The sequence below is a fragment of the Burkholderia mycopellens genome (genome assembly GCF_964265025.1).
Lineage (GTDB): Bacteria > Pseudomonadota > Gammaproteobacteria > Burkholderiales > Burkholderiaceae > Burkholderia.
This window is the reverse complement of sequence record NZ_OZ183803.1, coordinates 2627691-2646235: the sequence shown is the minus strand read 5'-3', so window position 1 is coordinate 2646235 and position 18545 is coordinate 2627691. Positions and strand designations below refer to the sequence as shown.

The 18545-nt window shown below is 65.1% G+C and carries 10 protein-coding genes; 7 read left to right on the top strand and 3 right to left on the bottom strand.

All coding sequences use genetic code 11. The annotated features are described in order from the left end of the window. Positions 1–331 precede the first annotated feature (331 nt). Genes ACPTTC_RS30020 through ACPTTC_RS30005 form a run of 4 tightly spaced genes read left to right on the top strand, consistent with a single transcriptional unit; the run spans position 332 to position 5413 of the window. Positions 332–1105 carry a DUF3348 domain-containing protein gene (locus ACPTTC_RS30020; protein ID WP_423395087.1) on the top strand — a complete coding sequence of 258 codons (774 nt, stop codon included), beginning with the start codon at positions 332–334 and terminating at the stop codon, positions 1103–1105. Between the two features lie 10 nt (positions 1106–1115). Continuing rightward, positions 1116–4163, top strand: coding sequence for a DUF802 domain-containing protein (locus ACPTTC_RS30015; protein ID WP_423395086.1), 3048 nt, complete (start codon positions 1116–1118; stop codon positions 4161–4163). 3 nt (positions 4164–4166) lie between these two features. Further along, on the top strand, positions 4167–4811 hold the full coding sequence (locus tag ACPTTC_RS30010; protein WP_423395085.1) for an OmpA family protein: 645 nt from the start codon (positions 4167–4169) through the stop codon (positions 4809–4811). Then, positions 4808–5413 (top strand): DUF2894 domain-containing protein, encoded by a 606-nt coding sequence (locus tag ACPTTC_RS30005; protein WP_423395084.1) that lies wholly within the window; start codon positions 4808–4810, stop codon positions 5411–5413. The genes ACPTTC_RS30010 and ACPTTC_RS30005 overlap by 4 nt, the downstream gene beginning before the upstream one ends. Positions 5414–5444: 31 nt before the next feature. Here ACPTTC_RS30005 and ACPTTC_RS30000 read toward each other — a convergent pair whose 3' ends face one another. Then, positions 5445–5948 (bottom strand): DM13 domain-containing protein, encoded by a 504-nt coding sequence (locus ACPTTC_RS30000; RefSeq protein ID WP_423395083.1) that lies wholly within the window; start codon positions 5946–5948, stop codon positions 5445–5447. A gap of 240 nt (positions 5949–6188) precedes the next feature. Between ACPTTC_RS30000 and ACPTTC_RS29995 the strand changes: the two genes are divergently transcribed. Further along, entirely contained in the window at positions 6189–6500 is a 312-nt protein-coding gene (locus ACPTTC_RS29995) for a DUF4148 domain-containing protein (protein ID WP_423395082.1), read from the top strand. Positions 6501–6579: 79 nt separating this feature from the next. Here the strand turns inward: ACPTTC_RS29995 and ACPTTC_RS29990 are convergent, their stop codons facing one another. After that, a complete protein-coding gene (locus tag ACPTTC_RS29990; RefSeq protein WP_423395081.1) occupies positions 6580–7140 on the bottom strand; it encodes an NADPH-dependent FMN reductase in 561 nt (186 codons plus the stop codon). 140 nt (positions 7141–7280) lie between these two features. Here ACPTTC_RS29990 and ACPTTC_RS29985 point away from each other — a divergent pair, with 140 nt between their 5' ends. Further along, the gene (locus tag ACPTTC_RS29985) at positions 7281–7496 is read left to right on the top strand and encodes a hypothetical protein (RefSeq protein WP_423395080.1); all 216 of its coding nucleotides are present in this window, start codon (positions 7281–7283) and stop codon (positions 7494–7496) included. Between the two features lie 39 nt (positions 7497–7535). Here the strand turns inward: ACPTTC_RS29985 and ACPTTC_RS29980 are convergent, their stop codons facing one another. After that, positions 7536–8126 (bottom strand): histone acetyltransferase, encoded by a 591-nt coding sequence (locus ACPTTC_RS29980; protein ID WP_423395079.1) that lies wholly within the window; start codon positions 8124–8126, stop codon positions 7536–7538. 1132 nt (positions 8127–9258) lie between these two features. Between ACPTTC_RS29980 and ACPTTC_RS29975 the strand changes: the two genes are divergently transcribed. Beyond that, positions 9259–18414, top strand: a complete 9156-nt coding sequence (locus ACPTTC_RS29975) for a hemagglutinin repeat-containing protein (RefSeq protein ID WP_423395078.1) — start codon at positions 9259–9261, stop codon at positions 18412–18414. The last annotated feature ends 131 nt before the right edge of the window (positions 18415–18545 follow it).

Genomic DNA, 18545 nt, shown 5'->3' with positions numbered 1-18545 from the left:
CGTCGGACGATATTCGAAACCGGCAGGCGACACGGCTGTGGGCGGGGCAGGGACGAGGGCGAGGGTTAGGGTTAGGGTTAGGGTTAGGGTTAGGGTTAGGGTTAGGGTTAGGGTTAGGGTTAGGGCAAGGGCAAGGGCAAGGGCAAGGGCAAGGGCAAGGGCAAGGGCGTGGCAGGACCGTCGCCGCGGCAGCCCCCCGGCCGCCCGCCAAGCCTTGCGCGGCGGGCGTTCGCGTGTGCCGCGTGCCGCGCCGAACGGCGCCGCTTCCCCGATTCTGGCGGCCGACGTCCCGCCGACGTGTAAACTGCTGCCTTTTTTGACGGTTTGCAGCATGGTGCAAGCACCTTCGCGCCCGGCGCTGAGCGGCCCGGCGCTCGTCCGGCTGCTCGCGCGCCTGGCTGATGCCGACGTCGCGGAATCCCGGCAGACGCTGTCCGACCGGCTGAGCCAGTGGCTCGGCTGGACCGACGCGATCACGCTGTCGTCCGCGCTGAACGCGAGCCCGCCCGGCGTCGCGGCCGGCGTGCGCGGCTACGACGCGGAGCGCGACTGCGCGCGCGTGCGCCACGAGCTCGCGCAGGCGATCACGGCCGCCAACCGGCCGCGAGCGCGGCGCCGGCCCGGCGATCCGCCGCCGCCGGCCGCCGACACGGCCGATTTCGCGGATTTCCGCCAGCGTTATCTGTCCCTGCAGCAGGACATGGAAACGGCGATCGGCCAGCTGCGCGGCCGCCTGCGGGTCGCGGTCGCCGCGCGCTCGGCCGGGATGGCGCGGCTCGCGACGCTCGACGCGATCATGGAGCGCGTGCTCGGCGCGCGCGAGCGCAGCCTGCTGTCGGCCATCCCCGCGCTGCTCGCCACGCGTTTCGGGCGGCTGCGCGACGCGGAGCGGCAGGCGCTGGCCGACGCCGAATCCGCGGCCGCAGCCACGGCCCCCCCGGCCGACGGCGGCGCGGTGGTGGCCGAGGGCGCGGCCGTCGCGGCAATCGTGCCCGGCGCATGGCTCGATACGTTTCGCGACGAGATGCAAGGCATCCTGCTTGCCGAACTCGAAGTCCGGTTTCAAACGGTAGACGGGCTGCTCGCGGCCCTTCGCACCAGCTAATCAACACGCTATGTCCAGAATTCGCCTTGATCTCGTTGTCTTCGTCGCCGGTCTGCTCGCTGTGGGCTGGATCGGCGTCGGCTATGTCGCGTCGAACCCGCTGGCGTCGGCCGTCACGCTGCTGATCGCCGCGTGCTACGTCGCCGGCGCATGGGAACTGCTGCGCTACCGGCAGGCCACCGCCACGCTGTCGCGCGCGATCGCCGGCCTGACCGAGCCGCCCGCGAAGCTCGACGCGTGGCTCGACACGCTGCACCCGGGCCTGCGCGGCGCCGTGCGCGCGCGGGTCGAAGGCGCGCGCGTCGCGCTGCCGGGCCCGTCGCTCACGCCTTACCTCGTCGGGCTGCTCGTGCTGCTCGGCATGCTCGGCACGTTGCTCGGGATGGTCGTCACGCTGAAGGGCACCGGCGCCGCGCTCGAAAGCGCGACCGATCTCGACGCGATCCGCGCGTCGTTGATCGCGCCGGTCAAGGGCCTCGGGTTCGCGTTCGGCACGTCGATCGCCGGCGTCGCGACGTCGGCGATGCTCGGGCTGCTGTCCGCGCTCGTGCGCCGCGAGCGGATCGATGCGGCCCAGCAGCTCGACGCGAAGATCGCGACGACGTTGCGCGTGCATTCTTCCGCGCACCAGCGCGACGAATCGTTCCGGCTGCTGCAGCGCCAGGCCGACGTGATGCCGGCGCTGGTCGACCGGTTGCAGACGATGATGACGACGCTCGAGGCGCGCAGCGTCGCGCTGCACGATCGCCAGATCGAAAGCCAGCAGGCGTTTTTCGACCGGACCGAGCGTGCGTATGCGGGCCTCGCGTCGAACGTCGGCGATGCGCTGAAGGAAAGCGCCGCCGAAAGCGCGCGCGTGGCCGGTGCCGCGCTGCAGCCGGTCGTCGCCGCGACGATGACGGGGCTCGCGCAGGAGATGGCCGCGCTGCGCGATACCGTGACGGGCGCCGTGCAGCGTCAGCTCGATGGGCTGACGGACGGCTTCGAGAAGACCACCGGCAACGTGACGGCCGTCTGGAACCGCGCGCTCGACGAACAGCGTCGCGCGGGCGACGCCGTCGCGCAGCAGCTGCGGACGACGCTCGGCCAGTTCACCGACACGTTCGCGCAGCGTTCGACGGACCTGCTCGACGGCGTGGCGACGCGCCTCGAATCGACGGAAAGCCGCCTGTCGGACGCATGGCGCGATGCGCTGTCGCGCCAGGAGCAGGTGGGCGAGACGCTGGCCGCGCAGCATGCGCGCGCGCTGGGCGAGGCCGCCGCGACGTTCGAACGCCATTCGGGCGCGACGCTCGCCGCGATGCGTGAGTCGCACGCGGGGCTGCAGACCGACCTGGCGGCGCGCGACGAACAGCGCCTTGCCGCGTGGAACGATTCGCTGGCCGCGATGGCCGCGAAGCTCGGCGACGAATGGCAACGCGCAGGTGTGCACAGTGCCGGCCGTCAGCAGGAAATCTGCGATGCGCTCGCACAAACGACGCGCGATCTAACGGCGCAGGCTTCGACGTTCGAGCGTCGCTCGAACGAACTGCTGTCGACGATTCGCGATTCGCACACGGGCCTGCAGACGCAACTGGCTGCGCGTGACGAAGAACGCCTGTCGGCATGGAACGATTCGCTTGCCGCGATGGCCGCGAAGCTCGGCGACGAATGGCAACGCGCAGGCATACACAGTGCCGGCCGTCAGCAGGAAATCTGCGACGCGCTCGCACAAACGACGCACGATCTGACCACGCAGGCGTCGACGTTCGAACGGCGCTCGAACGAACTGCTGTCGACGATCCGCGATTCGCACACGGGGCTGCAGACGCAATTGGCGGCGCGTGACGAAGCACGCCTGTCGGCATGGAACGACTCGCTGGCCGCGATGGCCGCGAAGCTCGGCGACGAATGGCAGCGCGCGGGCGTGCACAGCGCGGGCCGTCAGCAGGAAATCTGCGACGCGCTCGCACAAACGACGCGCGATCTGACTACGCAGGCGTCGACGTTCGAACAACGCTCGAACGAATTGCTGTCGACGATCCGCGATTCGCACACGGGCCTGCAGACGCAACTCGCCGCGCGCGACGAAGCACGCCTCACCGCATGGAACGACTCGCTTGCCGCGATGGCCGCGAAGCTCGGCGACGAATGGCAGCGCGCGGGCGTGCACAGCGCGGACCGCCAGCAGGAAATCTGCGATGCACTCGCGCAAACGGCGCGCGATCTCGCCACGCAGGCGTCGACGTTCGAACAACGCTCGGCCGAACTGCTGTCGACGATTCGCGATTCGCATGCCGGCCTGCAGACGCAACTCGCCGCGCGCGACGAAGCACGCCTCGCCGCATGGAACGACTCGCTCGCCGCGATGGCGGCCGCGCTGCGCGACGAATGGGCGCAAACGAGCGCGCAGGCCGCGGCGCGCCAGCAGGACATCTGCGACACGCTGGCCCGCACCGCGAACGACATCACCGCACAGGCGCAGGTGCATGCGAGCGACACGATCAACGAGATCGCGCGCCTCGTGCAGGCTGCATCGGAGGCGCCGAAGGCCGCGGCCGACGTCGTCGCCGAGCTGCGCCAGCGCCTGTCCGACAGCCTGGTGCACGATACCGCGATGCTCGAGGAGCGCAGCCGCCTGCTCGCGACGCTCGAAACGCTGCTCGGCGCGGTCAACCACGCGTCGACCGAACAGCGCACCGCGATCGACGCGCTCGTCAGCACGTCGGCCGACCTGCTCGACCGCGTCGGCGCGCGCTTCAACGATACCGTCGATGCCGAGACGCGCAAGCTCGACTCGGTGGCCGCACAGGTCACGGCAGGCGCAGTTGAAGTCGCGAGCCTCGGCGACGCGTTCGGGATGGCCGTGCAGGTATTCGGCGAGTCGAACGACAAGCTGCTGACCCATCTGCAACGCATCGAGGCCGCGCTCGAGAAATCGCTCGCGCGCAGCGACGAGCAGCTCGAGTATTACGTCGCGCAGGCGCGCGAGGTGATCGACCTGAGCATGATGTCGCAGAAGCAGATCGTCGAAGACCTGCAGCAGCTCGCCGGCCGGCGGGCGAGCGTCGGAGCGTAACGCATGCACGACGAAATCGACGGCGGCGCGTCCTCCGCGCCGGTGTGGCCCGCGTTCGCCGACCTGATGTCGGTGCTGCTCGGTGCGTTCGTGCTGATCCTCGTCGGCGTGATCGGCATGCAGCTTCAGCTCACGTCGAAGCTCGAGGAAGCCGTGCGCGCGCGGCAGCTCGAAGCGCAGCAGCGCAAGTCGCTCGAGCAGGCGCTCGCCGGGCCCCTCGCGACTGGCCGCGTGACGTTCGTGAACGGCCGCATCGGCATCAGCGGCAATGTGCTGTTTGCGCTGAACTCGGACCAGTTGCAGCCCGCGGGCCGCGACCTGCTGAAGACGCTGGCCGCGCCGCTGGGCGCTTACCTGAAGACGCGCGACGAGATCCTGATGGTCAGCGGCTTCGCCGACGACCAGCAGGTGCATGCGGGTAACCGCCTGTTCGCGGACAACTGGGAGTTGTCGGCCAAGCGCGCGTTGACGGTCACGCGTGCGCTGATCGACGCCGGCGTACCGGCGTCGTCGGTGTTCGCGGCCGCGTTCGGCTCCGAGCAGCCGGTCAGCTCGAACGCGGACGACGAAGGCCGCGCGAAGAACCGCCGCGTGGAGATCGCGCCGGTGCCGCGCAAGTCCGCGTCGAACGGAGGGAAGGCGCAGTGACCGGCGACGCGACGCATGTCCGAGCGATGCTCGACGCATGGCGCGAGCAGGGCGCCGACCGGCTCGATCCGGTGCGCTTTCACCGGATCGACGCGCTCGAACGGCGTGCGGCCGCGCTCGAAGGCGACGCACGCGCGTTGCTCGACGCGCGTCTGGCGACGTTGCTCGAAGGCTTCGCGGAGGTTGGCGCGCGCGCCGGTGAACCGGCAGCCGCGAGCGGCGCGGCGGATGCACCCGCGCGCGGCGCGCTGGCGGAACTCGTCAAGCGGCTCGCGCGCGATGCGCAGGCCGACCGGCGCGGGCTCGATCCCGAACTGGTCGACTACTTCCGCTCGCTGTGGTCGAAAGTCCGCACGGAACAGCAGTACCGTCAGTCGCTCGATCAGGTGCCGCGCAACGCGGGGCCGCTCAATTCGAACAGTCTCGTGCACCGGTCGCTCGCGACGATGCGCGAGTTGTCGCCGGCTTATCTGCAGCAGTTCCTGTCGTATGTCGACGCGCTCGCGTGGCTCGAGGATCTCGCCGGCGGTGGCGCGCAGCCCGAGAAGGAAGCGCCGCGCGCGAAGGCGGTGAAGAAGGTCGCGCGGAGCAGGAGCCGCTAGCGTGACTTCGTGCGGCGGTGGTCCGGACTCGTTACATCGACACCAGGCCCGATGTCGTCGCGTTCCGATACCGGGCCGCGCTGATGAACTTCGAAAAGCGCTCGCACCAGATCACGACCGACGTGTACTGCGCGGGGTTCACATCGGCGGGAAGCGGCACGACGAAGTTGCCGAATGTCTTCAGGTCGGCCACGCGCGCGGCGCGCGCCTTGATCGCGAGGAACGACGCGCGGGTATCGACGAATTCCGGCACGAGATAGATCTTGTAATCGGGCCCCGGCGCGATGTCGCCTTCGAAGGCGATCGACGAGTCGGTGATGGTCAGCTTGCCGGCGGCCCAGTGCAGCGCGTCACTGCCCGGCAGGTCGCGTTCGAAACGGCCGGTATGACGTGCGTTTTCGGCGGCCACCTGCAGTTCGACGGCGCTTGCGCCTTCCGATGCCGTCAGGATCGGAAGGACGTAGATGCCTGCGGCGAATGCCACGAGCCCCGTCGCGACATGCGACGCGATCAGTATCCAGATTCTGGTTTTCATGTCGGACCCCATGAGCGGAAACGGAGGGTGGCGCAGGGCCACGCCCCGGTAGTCGCGCGGGCCGGCAAAATTTGACACCCGGCCGGCATTCATTTGCGCATGCCGTATCCACGGGGCAGGGCGCCCGGCAGCCGCATGGCGACACGATGTCGAAAATTTTCCGCCGGCGCATGTCATCTTTTCGCTCGCGGGGCGACTCACTCTCCGTCGACAACGTCGTCGACGCTCAGGAGAGATCAGATGAACAAGCTTGCCCTGTATGTGCTCGCGACGGTTGCCGCGACTGCTTCCATTTCCGTTTCCGCATGGGCCGCGCCGGAGTCCACGGTGACGCGCGCGGACGTCACGGCCGAACTGGCCGCCGTGCGCGCGGCCGGCTACCGTCAGACCGGCGAAGATCCTCACTATCCGGTACGCCTCGCTGAAGCGCTGACGAAGATCGGTTCGACTGGCCCGTCGACGGCCGATACGAGCGGATACGGGACGATGTCGCCGACCGCGAGCGAATCGGGCTCGGTTGCCCGCGAACTGCCGATCTATCGTGGACGATGAGCCGGGCCGGACATGACGCCTGTCGACTGGCGTCATGTCCCATTATTCCGGACTGCGATGTGTTTTCGGATTCACGACGTCAGCGCGACGGCTCGCCTTTCGAAATTGCCGCGCGCAGCGCGTGCAACGCGTCAACCAGCCCGGACGCGAACGGCGGATGCGTGGCGATGCCCGCCGCGTCGAGTTGACTGCCGAGCACCGGCAGCGTGATCGACGCGCGTTCGACGATGTGCGCCGACATCACCGCCAGCGTTTCCCGCAGCGCCGCGTCCGCATGCGTCGCGCGCGGCGACGCATTCAGCACCGCGACCGGTTTGTATACGAACGCTTCGCATCCCACGACCCAGTCCAGAGCATTCTTCATGACGCCCGTCACGCCGTGTGCGTATTCCGGGCTCGCGATCAGCACGCCGTCGGCCGCGTTCAGGCGCTCGATCAGCTCGCGCACGGCGGCAGGCGACGGGTATTCGGTATCAGGATTGAACAGCGGAAATTCGCCGAGACGATCGAAGCGCACGATGCGCATGCCGCTCGGCGCGACGAGCGCGGTCGCATCGAGCAGCGCGGCGTTGTACGACTGCGCGCGGAGGCTGCCGCACAGCGCGACGATGTTGATGTGACGGGTGGGATCGGTAGCCATCGGTGAGTATTCGGGACGCGATGCGTGGAGCGGACGCATTATCGCACCGGCGCGTGATCGCCGAGGGATCTGATCGCAAGCGCTAGAATCGCGGCATCGATTTTGTCGGCCCTGGGAATTCTTTGACGAATGGTTCGCTCATGAAGCGCCGGAGCTGTCTGGCAAGTGTTGCCGTCACGGTGCTGATGAGCGCTTGCTCCGGTCCTTCTTCCAAACATGACGAGGTCTTGCGCCCGCCCGGCGATCCGGAGGTGCAGGCCGTTCTCGCGGAGATTGCAGGGGCGTCGAGTCGCGCGTATTCCGGAATGTCCGGCGCGCATCAGTCTTTTGTAAAACGTGACGAGCAGTCGTCGTGATCGATGGTTGGTAATGCCAACGGGATACGACAGTACCCGCTATCGCGCCGATCCCGCTGCCATGTCGGTCATCCCGGCCGCAAGCGCGAATGCTTCGAGGTTCCATCCCGTGCCGAGCATCAGCCGCCGCGTATGCAGCGCGCCGTGCACGTCGTCGGCGACGGTTTCGCCGAGATAACGCAGCACACGCCCGTCGATATCGACGAAGCCGTGCCGGTAGTCCTGCGCGAGCGCCGTCCACAAGCGCGCGGCGCCGACCGACTGGCGCGCGCCGCTGATCAGGCACAGGCCCGCGTCGAGCGCCCAGCGATACAACGTCGTCGCGAGGCCCTTGCGCTGCGCTGAGCCGCGCAGCCGCGTATGCGGCGCGCGCAGGTAGCGGTCGGCCCGGCGCGGGATTTCGGGCAGGCGGTTGAACACCGTATAGCCGGCGAGCTGGCGCGCGGCCGGATCTTCGACATACAGGAAGTACTCGCCGTCCGCCTCGCGGTGGCGGACGATCAGGCCGGAGCGGCCGAGCGCGACGGCCGGCAGGCCGTGCAGGCGATGGCCTGGCTGGTGCAGACGCGCGTAGAGCGTGTCGAGTTCATCGTCGATGTCGTGCTGGGAATGCTGTACGTCGATACGCATGGCAAAGGTCGCCCGTCCCGGGCGGTCCGAGAAAGTGGTTCATCGCAAAAGGGGAAAGGAATGGCTGCGGCCCCCGGGCTCGGCGAAGCGAGCCGGGGCCGCGAATCAGCTGGGGATGTGCTGGAAACCGGCGGCGATCGCGGCGAGGCCCGCGATGCAGAGTGCGAACAGGATCAGGACTTTGTGGATCACGTCTCTCTCCTCATGAATGCGCGGCGCCGAAGGGCGGCATCGCGGAGACGGTGAGCGGCGGGCACGGCCCGCGCGGCCGTCGTGCGGGACGACGGTCGAAGGTCCGGGCGGCAGCGCGCGGGTCGGGCGCCGGATCGCACGCGGACGGGCAGCACCATACGCGACGTGATCGGGTCGGGCAATCGGACTAGGGGAGAAAAGCTACGAATCGCGGGGATTCGGGGTGTTTCGCGACGATTGGTCGCAAGGGGGACGCACATTCGCCCGCGCGAGCAGGAAGTGCGTTCCGGCATCACACGCGTGCTTTTGTTGCGTGCTCACGACAATGCAGTCGCTACGTCGATTCGGCCGCGAAACGTCTCGCTCAAACGCCCGTTGTTTGGCGAGATTGTCAATAAGGAATGTGAACGATCAATTCGGGATAGGAGGATTGGAGCGGGCAGCCATCCCGGATGAAATGAGTAAACCCCGCGTTCGATTGACGCTGGCAAAGCGCGGATATGCCCGATTTCCGCTTGTTTGAATGGCTTCGTCATCAAGCGGTTGATGTGGTGCCGACCATGGGACAGCTACGGATATCGAATTATCTCAAATATCGGGTGGTGTTTTTAAAATAGATTCCAATTGTTAAAAAGTGGTGGTGAATTGCGAGCCACTCTGGTCTGCACTCGACTCTGATGCGCGAGAAACCGAGGCGTACCTACCCGGAAAGTCGATTGCGGCCATTCCAGAGCGACGCGACTTTATCAATTCCTGACAATGTACTGACAAATGTTTCGATATATTTCGGCGGGAGAGACCAATCAAGTTCGCTACGACCTGAGTGACGAAAAGGCGGGGAAATTCTGGCGCGTCGATCCCGGCATTGCCAACCTCTTCGTTACCTGTCGCGGCGTTCCAAACTTATTCGCCTGGTGCGTAAAAGCGCGCCCGCCGTACCATGAACAAGAACCAATATCGTCTGGTATTCAGCCGCGTACGTGGCATGTTGATCGCAGTCGCAGAGACGGCCAGCTCGTCGGGGAACCCAAGCCGTGGAGAAGCCGTCCACGTTGCACAGCCGCCGCGCGTAGCGGTGAGGTTCGCGCTGCGCCACGCGGCGTTTGCGGTGCTGCTTGCGGCGGGCGTGGCGCCACGCTGGGTGCAGGCACAGGTGGTGGGCGCAGGGGCGAATGCACCGTCGGTCGTGCAGACTCCGAACGGTTTGCCACAGGTCAATATCAACAAGCCTAGCGGAGCCGGTGTTTCGCTGAATACCTATTCCCAGTTCGACGTTCAGAAACCCGGCGTGATCGTAAACAACTCGCCGGTGATGACGAACACGCAGCAGGCCGGCTATATCAACGGCAACCCGAATTTTGGCGCACACGATGCGGCCAGAATCATCATCAATCAGGTCAACAGCAACAACCCTTCGCAATTGAGGGGGTATGTCGAGATCGCAGGCCAGCGGGCCGAGATGATTATTTCGAACCCGTCTGGTCTGGTGGTCGATGGTGGCGGCTTCATCAACACGTCGCGCGCCATTCTCACGACCGGAACCCCCAATCTGAATGCGGACGGATCGCTGGCCGGTTTCAACACGACGCGCGGCCTCATTACGGTGCAAGGCGCCGGCCTGAATGCGAAGAATGTCGACCAGGTGGATCTGATTGCCCGGGCCGTTCAAACCAATGCGGCCATTTACGCGAACAACCTGAACGTGGTGGCCGGCGCGAATCAGGTCAATCACGACACGCTTCAGGCGACCCGAATTCAGGGTGAAGGCGCCGCGCCGGCCGTCGCAATCGATGTCGGTCAATTGGGCGGCATGTACAGCAACCGGATTTTCCTGGTCGGCACCGAGGGCGGTGTCGGGGTTCGGAACGCCGGCACGATCGCTGCCGATGCGATGGGCCTGACGCTGACGACGGCCGGACGGCTGGTACAGTCCGGCAAGGTGAGCTCGCTCGGCAACGTCGTGGTATCGGCCGCGGGCGGGGTCGAGAACAGCGGCACTACCTATGGCCAGCAGTCTGTTGTACTGAATACCGGTGCCGACGTAGTGAACACCGGTACGCTCGCCGCACAGCACAACGTGGGCGTGAATGCCGGTTCGCTGAATTCAACCGGTACACTCGGCGCGGGCGTGAATAGCGACGGTGCCGTCACGCAAGCGGGTGACCTGCAACTCGCGACGACAGGCCAGCTGAATGCGACCGGCAAGAACATTGCGGGTGGCAACCTGTCGGCGACGGGCCACGATGTGAATCTCGCCGGAAGCACGACGGCCGCGAGCGGCAACCTTGCACTGACCGCGGCGAATGGCGACGTGAACCTGTCGAACGCGACGACGAGCGCTCAAGGATCGGTCACGGCAAATGCCGCAGGCGCGGTCATCAACGATCGCGGCAACCTGACGAGCGGCGGCGGTACAACCCTGACAGGCGGCAACGTGTCGAACCGGAACGGCACTGTGTCGTCGCAGGGGGCGCTGTCAGTAACGGCTGTCGAGCGGATTGCGAACCAGTCCGGCGTGTTCGTTTCGCAGAGCACGATGGCGCTGAGGGGCGGCACCGTCGCGAACAATCAAGGCACGATCCAGAGTGCCGGGCATGCCGAGGTCGGCGGGGTGACGATCGACAACACGGCCGGCCGGATAACGTCCCTCAACGCCGATGGCCTGGTGCTGAACGCGACTGGCCAGCTCACGAACGCGGCCGGTACGACGGCAAATGGTGCGCAAGGCGGTGTCATTGGCGGTAACGGCGATGTGTCGGTCCAGGGCGCAAACGTTGTCAATCGCGGTGCGATCACTTCCAACACGAATTTGCGTGTCGCGGGCCAGTCGGTCGACAACGGCAGCGGTACGCTGCAGGCTGCACAAAAGGTGGCTGTCGATGCGGGCGCGCGCCTGATCAACAACGGCGGCTCGATCGTCGGTCAGACGGCAACGGTCAGTGGAACAACGCTCGACAACAGCGCGGGCACCGTGCAGGCGGGCCAGGTTTCGTTGAACGCGACCGACCTCGTGAATCACGGCGGCACGATTACGCAGACCGGTGCCGGGGCGATGAACGTGAACGTGTCGGGCACGCTCGACAATTCCACCGGCGGCACGCTGCAAACCAACAGTACCGACCTGACGCTCGCGCCGACGGCAATCGTCAACGACGGCGGCACAATCACGCATGCCGGCAACGGCACGCTGACGCTCGGCGGTGGTACGGGGTCGGTGTCGAACGTCGGTGGCGCGATTGCCAGCAACGGGCGCGTCGTCGCACAAACCGGCGCGCTGAACAACGCGTCGGGCTCGATCAACGCGCAGAACGGCCTGACGGCAACCGTCGGCGGTACGCTGAACAACGCGAGCGGCAAGCTGTTGTCGAACACGGATCTGGGCGTCACCAGCGATACGCTGGCGAACGACGGCGGCCAGATCGGTGCGGGCGCGAACGCAACGATCCACACCGGCTCGATGACGAATCAGGGCGGTTCGATCGTCGGACCGAACCTGTCGGTCACCGCCGATTCGACGCTGGACAACAGCGGCGGCAAGCTCGAGGCCAATCAGCTTGCGCTGGCCGCCGCCAACCTCGTGAACCACGGTGGCACGATCACGCAGTATGGTTCGTCGGCAATGGGCATGAACGTCAGCGGCACGTTCGACAACTCGGCTGCCGGCGTGATCCAGACCAACAGCACGGACTTGACGCTCACGCCGGCCGAGCTGAACAACGCGGGCGGCACCATTACACACGCTGGTACGGGTGCTTTGACGATCGCACCGGGCAATGGAGCCAGCGCGTTGAACAATGCGTCGGGCACCATCGTGACGAAGGGACAAGCCATCGTCAACGCGGCGACCTGGAATAACGCCGGCGGTATTCTCGCGGCGCAGCGCGGCATCCACGCGACCATTGCCGGCGACGTGAACAACGCACAGGGTCTGCTGCGATCCGACGCGTCGCTGTCGTTGAAGAACGGCGGTGCGCTGTCGAACCGCGGCGGGCACATCCAGGCCGGGCAATCGATTGCGGGCGACACCAGTACGCTCGCCATTCAATCGGCCTCGATCGACAACGCGGACGGCGCCATTGTCGACCTCGGCGCGGGCAAGATGACGGTGCAAGGCGGCAGCCAGATCATCAACAGCCACGCCGGCGGCGTATCGGGCATGGGGGCGATTACCGGCAACGGCGACGTGACTGTCAGCGCGGCGTCGATCAGCAACACGCAGGGCGGTCAGCTCAGCGGCGGCTCGCTGCACGTCAACGCAAATACCGTTGACAACAGCGGCGGCATTATTGGCAACGTCACGAATTCAAACGGCGACGTGAACGTCACGACGACCGGCGCGATCACGAACACGAGCGGCCAGATCAGCTCGACACATGACCTGTCGGTCGCGGCAGCCACGTTGCACGGCGGCGGCACGTACAGCGCGACGCATGATGCCAACGTGAAGCTCCAGGGCGACTATACGGCGGCGTTCGACACGCAGTTCAACGTCGGTCACGATCTTGCCTTCACGTTACCCGGCACCTTCACGAACAACGCGAACCTGCAGTCGGTCAACAACCTGAGCGTCAACGCGGGCAACATCGTCAACGTGGGCGCCCTGACTGCCGGCGGTCTGCTGCACACGCAGTCGACCAACCTGACCAATACCGGCGCGCTCGTGGGCGCGAGCGTGTCGCTTAACGCGACGAATACGATCTCGAACCTCGGCCCGACCGCGCTGATCGGCGGTTCAGACAGCAACGGCACGCTCGAAATCCTCGCGCACGACATCGAAAACCGCGACGACACGACCGCGACCGATTCGATGGCGACGACGGCCATCTTCGGGATGGGCAAGGTCGTGCTGGCTGGCGGGAAGGACGCAAGCGGCAACTACACGAACGCGGCGCTCGTCAACAACGTGTCGGCGCTGATTCAGTCGGGCGGCGACATGGAACTGCACGCCAACAAGGTGACGAGCACCCGCCGCGCGATGAAGACGTCCACCAGCCAGATCGATCCGGCATTGCTCGCGCAGTTCGGCATTCCGATCAGCGGCCGCACGGGCCAGGTCGGCGTGAAGGATCCGGACAGCATCGGCGGCGTCTATACCGAGCCGCCTCATGGCGGTCAGTGGAACAGCACGTATCAGTTCACGACCTACTATGCGGACAGCGCAACGGCGACGACCGTGACGGACATCAGCCCGGCCGCGCAGATCGTGTCGGGCGGCAAGATCGATGCGTCGTCGGTCGGCACGCTGCAAAACTACTGGAGCAACCTCGCGGCGGTCGGCGACATCAAGATGCCGGCCTACTACGACGCCGACGGCTGGGCGGCGTCCGGCCAGAAGCTGCCGGGCGTGTCGGTTTCCTACTCGGGCCAATATCACTACAACAACTACGACAACACGGAACACGACTGGCAATTGCCGTTCGGCAACGCGCCGTTCGTGACCGGTCGCCCGGGCGGTTACACGCAGGCGGCGCCGGCCTCGATCAAGGATTACAAACTACCGAAATACGACTCGACGTTGAGTTCGAACGGCACGATTTCGGGCACGGGCGTCAGCGTCAACAACTCGGCGGGCAACGCCTCGATTCCGTCGCTCGGCTTGCTGCCGGGGCAGTCGGTGCCGGGCCTCACCCCCACCAACCTGAGCGGTAACGCGAGCGGCGCGAAATCGGGTGCGTCGGCCGTGCACGGTGGCCCGCCGGCGCCGGTCGATCCGATCATCGCCAGTGCAACGGCGCTGAACGTGCTGAACAACCTCACCATTCCGCAAGGCGGCTTGTTCAAGCCGACGACTGCGCCGAATGCGGGCTACGTGATCGAAACGAATCCGGCGTTCACGAACCAGAAGAATTTCATTTCGAGCGACTACTTCTTCAGTCAGCTTGGCGTCGACCTGACTCATATCCCGAAGCGGCTCGGCGACGGCTTTTATGAGCAACAGCTTGTGCGCAACGAGATCACTTCGCTGACCGGCAAGGCAGTACTGGGACCGTACACGGACCTGCAGACGATGTACCAGTCGTTGATGGCGGCCGGCGCGGATCTGTCGAAGTCGCTCGATCTGCCGATCGGAGCCAGCCTGTCGGCCGATCAGGTGTCGAAGCTGACCAGCAACGTGATCATGATGGAAACGCGGGTGGTCGACGGCCAGTCGGTGCTGGTGCCGGTCGTGTATCTCGCGAAGGCCAGTCAGCAGAACATCGATGGGCCGTTGATCAGCGCGACGAACATCGACTTCCAGAACGCGCAGTCGTTCACGAACAGCGGCACGATCAAGGCGGACAACACGCTCGCGATCCAGGGCAAGCAGATCGACAACGCGTTCGGCGCGCTGCAAAGCGGCGGACTGATGTCGTTGAAGACCGAGAACAATATCGATCTGACATCGGCGAACGTGAAGGCCGGTAGTCTGCAACTGGACGCCGGGAAGGACCTGATTCTCGATACGGCGACGAAGACGAATACCCGGGTGAGCCGCGACGGCGCGACGAGCGTGGTGACGACGCTCGGGCCGATGGCGAAACTCGACGTCGCAGGTGACGCGTCGATCACGACGGGTGGCAACTTCCAGCAGAACGCGGGCAATTTGTCGGTCGGTGGCAACCTTGGCATGAGTGTCGGCGGTAACTGGGATCTCGGTGCGGTGCAGACTGGCGAGCATAAGATCGTGCAGCGCGCGAACGGCGTGTCCAACACCGACATCAACAAGGTTACCGGCAGCTCGGTGACGGTTGGTGGGCAGTCGATGATCGGTATTGGTGGCGATCTGTCCGCCAAGGGCGCGCAGATCGACCTTGGCCAGGGCGGGACGATTGCGGCCAAGGGCAACGTGACGCTCGACGCAGCGAGTGCGACCTCGACGGTGAACAGCAACAGTTCGGGCAGCGACAGTCACGGCAGCTACGCGGAAACGCTGCATACGTCGGACCAGGCGCTGACCGGGACGACGCTCAAGGGTGGCGACACGGTGAATATCGTGTCGGGCAAGGACATTACGCTCTCCGGTAGCGCAATCAGCCTTGACAAGGGTAACGCGAACTTGCTGGCGGCCGGCGATGTGAATGTCGGCGCGGCGACCGAGACGCATGAGCTGAACTCACACGAGACGCATAGCCACAGCAATGTCGTGAGCGGCGTGAAGGTCGCGAGCGGGATCGATCAGACGATGACGCTGAATCAGGGCAGTCTGGTATCAGCGGACGGCGTGAACATTGTCAGCGGCAAGGACGTCAATGTTCAGGGCAGCACCATCGTCGGAACGAACGACGTGACACTCACGGCAGCGCGCAACATAACGGTTACGACGTCACAGGATAGCTTGCAGTCGTCGAGCTACTACGACAAGAAGGAGTCCGGGCTGATGGCGGGTGGCGGCCTGTCGGTGTCGGTTGGCAGCAGTTCGCTGAAGACGACCAGTCAGACGACCGAGGTGTCGAACAACGGCAGTACGATCGGTTCGTTGAAGGGCAACGTCAGCATGACGGCCGGGAACGATCTGCACGTGACCGGAAGTGACCTGATCGCGGCGCAGAACCTGAGTGGTACAGGCGCGAACGTGACGATCGACGCAGCGCAGGATACGAGTCACCGTGGCGAGACGCAGGAAGTGTCGAAGAGCGGCCTGACGCTGGCGCTGAAGGCGCCGGTGATCGACGCGGTGTCGAATGCCGTGGGGCAATCGCGTGCGTCCAGCAATAGTCAGGATGGTCGGGCAGCGGCGCTGCACGGGATGGCCGCGGCGAGCGCGGCGTGGGATGCGAACGTTGCCGCGGGCGACGTGGTTCGGGCGCTGGGGGCGGGCGAAACGCCTCAGTTCAAGGTCGAAGTCAGCGTTGGCAGCAGTCACAGCAAGAGCGCATTCTCCGAGGACAGTGTGACGAATCGCGGCTCGAACGTGAATGCGGGCGGGACGGTGGCGTTTGCGGCGACCGGCAACGGTCAGGCTGGTAGCGGCAATGTGACGATCGCCGGCTCGAACGTGAACGCGAACGACGTGATCCTGGCGGCGAAAAATCAGGTCAATATCGTCAATACGACGGACACCGACTCGACGCGCAGCACAAATGAATCGAAGAGCGCGAGCGTGGGCGTGTCGGTCGGCACGGGCGGCTTTGGGATTTCGGCGGCGATGTCGAAGGCCAACGGCGACGGCAACAGCGATCTGGCCACGCAGAACAACAGCCATGTAAATGCGGCAAACGGCGTGACGATCATCTCGGGCGGCGATACGAACATCATCGGCTCGAACGTGAAGGGCAATCAGGTGAATGCCGATGTGGGCGGGAATCTGAACATTGTGAGTGTGCAGGACACGTTGTCGAGCGCGGCACATCAGTCGAGTTCGGGCGGCGGGTTCAGCGTCAGTCAGGGCGGCGCCAGTGCGAGCTTCAGCCAGAGCAAGGGCAATGCGTCGGGCAGCTATGCGGGCGTCAATGAACAGGCCGGGATTCAAGCGGGCGACGGCGGCTTCAATATCAACGTGACCGGCAATACCGACCTGAAAGGCGGGCTGATCGCGAGCGGCGCGGAGGCGTCGAAGAATTCGCTGACGACGGGTTCGCTGTCCTTCTCGGACGTCCAGAACCAGTCGAATTACGATGCGAGCTCGAGCGGCTTCAGTGCGGGCGCGACGACCGGCGACGGCGGGATGAACTACGGCACGCACGGCAGTACCTCGGGCAAGAACGCGGGCGGTGCCGCGCCGATGCTCGGCCAGAACGACAGCGGCAGCGATAGCGCGACGACGAAGAGCGGCGTCAGCGCGGGGACGGTGACGATTACGGATTCGGCGAACCAGAAGCAGGATCTTGCCAGCTTGAATCGCGATACGACGAACACGAACGGTACGGTTGCCAAACTTCCCGACATGCAGAACCTGCTGGCCAACCAGTCGGACATGATGGCTGCGGCCAGCGCAGCTGGCGAAGCGGTGTCGCGCCGGATTGGGGACTACGCTGACGAGATGAAACGGCAAGCCGAGAAGAATGGCGACCAGGCAGGTGTCGACGCATGGAAGGAAGGCGGAGCGAACCGCGCACTGATGCAAGGCGCGGGCGCGGCGCTGGTGACCGGACTGGCGGGCGGCAACGCGATCGGTGGAGCGGCCGGCGCGGCGATTGCGTCGATCGCGTCGAGCAAGCTGAACGAGCTGAGCAGCGCGATCGCAGGCAGCGACCCGACCGGCAACGCCAATATGAATCAGGCGCTGGGTAACATCGTGGCGAACGCGCTCGCGACGGGAGTCGGTGCGGCTGTGGGTGGTGAATCGGGAGCGTTTTCCGGATACAACGTTGACCGGTTCAACCGGCAGCTCCACCCGGACGAAAGACAGTGGGCGAAGGATAAGGCGAAGGACTTCGCGAAGTTCTATGAAGAAAAGACCGGGAAGGCACTCACTGCGGAGCAGGCGCAGAATATGCTGCTGGCAAACGGCTATCGTTTGGTGGATGCGGCGGCAAGCAAGGGGCCGGGAGGGGACGCAACCGCGGTGGCCTATATCAGTCAGAATGGTGGCGGGCTGTTCCATGCGACGTCGGCAGAGTACAACAGTCCGTTCTTGACTGGAAACAAGGATGGCACGCTGACACCCGAGCAGCGAGCTTTGCCCGGATCTGTGGCAAACCCGACAGCAGGTCTGGTGATCGCTGGTGGTCTTATTACTGCGGGCCTCGCACCAGAAATAATTGCTGGCGGATCGGCAGGGGTATCGTACGCTCAAGACCTGTTTGCTGCCTATAAGGCTGCACAAGCTGGGTATTCGCTAACGACAGCGGCTGCGACTGGAGCAGCAGTTTCCGGTGGCATCTATACCGGTGGAGCGGCGGCCGGCGCTGGCGTAGCCACATTCAAGGGGAACAACTTCTACGATAGTTTTAGTCAGAACTTCTCACTAGTCGGACTGGCTACTGCGACGACATTTGGTGCCTATAATTCTATGTTTACTACCTCTATGTTGGGCTGGGCGGGAATTCCTAATTCGATCATGAATGTTGCAAGTATTCCAGGGTTTGTGATCCGTGGAGTCGGGCTTGCGCTAGGTCAAACCGCTGGTAGGGCAGCGCAGGCAATCGTGAAGACTGGTGAACCTCATAAGCAATAAGGAGTGGAGATGTCGCTTGAATTCATAAGTGGCCTTATAGGAGGATTCTTCGGGCCAGTTTTCGGAAGGATTCTCGGGAAATTTCGTCTCTGGAAGGTTTTCGTCGCATCAATGTTGCTTATATATCTAGG

What these genes read in the sequence shown, in the direction of transcription:
- ACPTTC_RS29975 (WP_423395078.1), top strand. Translation starts at nt 9,259, where the DNA reads ATGAACAAGAACCAATATCGTCTGGTATTCAGCCGCGTACGTGGCATG.
- ACPTTC_RS29990 (WP_423395081.1), bottom strand. Translation starts at nt 7,140, where the DNA reads ATGGCTACCGATCCCACCCGTCACATCAACATCGTCGCGCTGTGCGGC.
- ACPTTC_RS30010 (WP_423395085.1), top strand. Translation starts at nt 4,167, where the DNA reads ATGCACGACGAAATCGACGGCGGCGCGTCCTCCGCGCCGGTGTGGCCC.
- ACPTTC_RS29985 (WP_423395080.1), top strand. Translation starts at nt 7,281, where the DNA reads ATGAAGCGCCGGAGCTGTCTGGCAAGTGTTGCCGTCACGGTGCTGATG.
- ACPTTC_RS29980 (WP_423395079.1), bottom strand. Translation starts at nt 8,126, where the DNA reads ATGCGTATCGACGTACAGCATTCCCAGCACGACATCGACGATGAACTC.
- ACPTTC_RS30020 (WP_423395087.1), top strand. Translation starts at nt 332, where the DNA reads ATGGTGCAAGCACCTTCGCGCCCGGCGCTGAGCGGCCCGGCGCTCGTC.
- ACPTTC_RS29995 (WP_423395082.1), top strand. Translation starts at nt 6,189, where the DNA reads ATGAACAAGCTTGCCCTGTATGTGCTCGCGACGGTTGCCGCGACTGCT.
- ACPTTC_RS30015 (WP_423395086.1), top strand. Translation starts at nt 1,116, where the DNA reads ATGTCCAGAATTCGCCTTGATCTCGTTGTCTTCGTCGCCGGTCTGCTC.
- ACPTTC_RS30000 (WP_423395083.1), bottom strand. Translation starts at nt 5,948, where the DNA reads ATGAAAACCAGAATCTGGATACTGATCGCGTCGCATGTCGCGACGGGG.